The organism is Zooshikella ganghwensis DSM 15267, assembly GCF_000428585.1.
GTDB lineage: Bacteria > Pseudomonadota > Gammaproteobacteria > Pseudomonadales > Zooshikellaceae > Zooshikella > Zooshikella ganghwensis.
The window spans coordinates 1-2,879 of record NZ_AUAF01000294.1 but is presented as its reverse complement, the minus strand read 5'-3'; the positions used below and the strand labels follow the sequence as shown (position 1 = coordinate 2,879).

2 protein-coding genes are annotated in these 2,879 nt (G+C 37.1%); one reads left to right on the top strand and one right to left on the bottom strand.

Translation table 11 applies throughout. The features are described 5' to 3' along the window. Window positions 1-252: 252 nt before the first annotated feature. Window positions 253-1,341, bottom strand: coding sequence for an SGNH/GDSL hydrolase family protein (locus tag F607_RS32030; RefSeq protein WP_051311850.1), 1,089 nt, complete (start codon window positions 1,339-1,341; stop codon window positions 253-255). Window positions 1,342-2,081: 740 nt separating this feature from the next. On the opposite strand from F607_RS32030, the gene F607_RS0126050 reads away from it, so the two are divergent. Further along, window positions 2,082-2,714, top strand: a complete 633-nt coding sequence (locus tag F607_RS0126050) for a PEP-CTERM sorting domain-containing protein (RefSeq protein WP_027710348.1) — start codon at window positions 2,082-2,084, stop codon at window positions 2,712-2,714. Window positions 2,715-2,879 lie beyond the last annotated feature (165 nt).

Here is a 2,879-nt window from a genome sequence, read left to right as displayed (position 1 = left end):
AAAAGCAGCGATTGATTTTTTTAGCAAAATCGATCAGCACGCCTATGCGTTAAAGTCACTACTCGGTGGTGGTTTCGAGAATATTTGCACCTAAAGCTCAAACGCTTTAGGTATAGATAATAAGATTAGTTTTCACTAATTTGGCGCGTCATCTTGAAGCAAACCCATACAGCTAGGTTTGCAAGTGGAAGATAATACTTGAGGGCACTAATATCAGCACCTTTTGAAAGAAAGTGCTTTGCCTAATAAATTTTACAGCATGGAGCGCTCAAACAAATAAGTGTAAAACTTACTTGCTAGCTCTTTATGTGTTGCTGTCGTTGGATGAATTTTATCCCAAAACAAATAGCCATCACAACTTTCTGGTGCATCACCTGCAGGCTCAATTCGCTGGGGGCCAGATTTTTTAGTCTGTACCTGTGGTAAAGCATCCTGAAGCATCGGGTTATTTGTGAATGCTGGGTTTTGAAACAGTAGTGCTAGCTCTTCGGCTGACATTTGATCCATTGGTTTCAAGGATAAATAGTCTGAATGATAATCGTCAATATAAGACATTGTGTTTTTACCTTTAATAAAAGGTCTCCACACATATCCTTTTGTATAACAGGCTTGTGTTGTATTTGTTAATGCATATTGTTCAGGGTTGCTCATCATATGATCTAATAATGACTCAATATCAAATACTTTAACCTTTTCATTGTCATATTTTTTTATGAGTTGAAGTAAGCGGGTATTATGCTCTCTTGTAATCTTGGCAAGTTCACTTAACTTTCCAGGAAGTTTTTTGTGAGCATGTGGTGTAGTATCTAATCGAGGTAGGTTAAATGCTATGACCTGGCTAACATTACTATTTATGGCGTGATTGAGTAAGTTATCTATAGCGGATAAAACTGTATCGACGCTTTCTTGTTTCTGATTTAAGTAGTCATTACCACCTGCCCAAACTATGACCAAATCACCAGCCCTAAAGTAATCTTTGCTAAGAAATTGTGAGAGCTCATTACTGAGTGTATTTATGAAAAGTGTTACAGGACTATCTGTAATGTCATATGTGGCTGCTGTTGCTCCCCCTTCTGCCTCATTGATAATGGATATTGGGATATTATCTTGCATTAATTGACTTTTCAGGTAGTCAACCCAGACTGGTCCATCAGAAAAACGACCATCATAATAGGGTGGGCTAGAAGGTATCCATTTTAAGGATTTTTGATACATTTTCCCGGTATCACTTAAACTGTCACCAAAAACAACAATACGGCTAATTGTTGGTTGTGCTGCAAAAGCAGAGTTCAGAAGTGTAGCTGCGGTAATAATAAGCAGGAAGTGTATTAGTTTTTTCATATGGTTAAATTTATGTAGTTATTGTTAGTTATGAAAATAGGTTAGTTTCTAAGGTACGCTTCTAATTGCGTTTAAAATATAGCTGGGTAAAAAAGACTCCGTAAGTTATTACCTCCTTTGTAATTGACTAGTAAATGTCTTGTTCTTCCATGACTAAGATGTGGGTTTTTGATATACCCCTCATGACAAATTACATTAAATGAGAACTATTAACAAATTATTGATTATTTATGTAAGTGTCTTATAGCGTTATTCTAAGTATTAGAGAATATGCCTGCATAGGATTAAGGGGTGTAACCCTTGTTTAAGATAAATGTTGATATTTTTTACAAGTAAAAAAACTACATATTGATTAAAAAATATTCAGAAACATGGTATTTCGTTAATAAAGAAAGCTTTTTGTGACCAATATGGCAAAAATGAACCACTTATATTAGTTTTTATTTGGGTACTGATTTTACAGTTTTAATACATCTAACAGCTAATTATTCAACCCTTAGGCAGTTTGGGTGGCTATTATCTAAATAAGGTAATTAATAAGAGAAAAATTTTTGCTTTAATACCAATGGCTTGTATGCATATCTAAGATTATTCCTTTTAGTTAACTCTTTTTTTAGCCAATGTTCCTGAATGTGGCATTTAGATTGCTTATCAGAAATCGCAATGAGAAATATGCTGGTTATTTGGTTAACTAATAAACAGTAGATTAAGTCGTTTTAAGCAGTAAACAAGGAATAATCATGAAAAGAATCGTGAGTGCGGTTGCTTTAGCCGTATGCTGCATTGGAAGTGCACATGCAGGCTTACTTTTTGTTGAAGGTGGGGTGACAACGCGTCTACCAGGTAGTCATAATCCTAATACTGGTGAAACCAGACCTGGAATGTCCGTTATTCAAGGGGCTAATTTAAAAGCAACTGCAGCAGTGAAACTGACTTACACGTACCTAGGCTATGAAGCCTCGTGGCGTAATTTATTTGGCTCTATTGGTGGGCAGTTTGTAAATAAGTCTACAGCAAAAGGTACGCAAATTACTGAAGTATTGTCTGATGCTGGGTGGTTGAATTTCAATTTCAGAACACCGAAGGGAACAGTTAAAAATGGTTCCAATAACAGCGCAGGTTCATTTAAACCATCTTTCTTTGTTGCCTATGCAGGGCAGAATAGCTACTACATAGGTTTGAATGATGATGGTGGCAGTATTGATCGTGACTATGATGACATGATTCTGAAGGTAACAGCTGTTGCCTATAATACGCCCAAACCGCCAAAGCCTCCTAAACCACCCAAGCCACCTAAACCTGTACCAGCGCCTGCACCTATAGTGCTTTTAGGACTAGGATTACTAGGCCTTACCCTTAGGAAAAAGAAGTAATTCCTGAGGCGCTGTATATACCGCAGAGATGATGTTGCATAAAAAACCCGCTTAACGGCGGGTTTTTTTGTTATACTCGATTCCGGAGTTTTTAATGCTTGACTAGCTGGGTAAGATGGTTCTGAGAAGACTGGACTACAGCCAGGGCTCCTTTTCTTCGCCTTG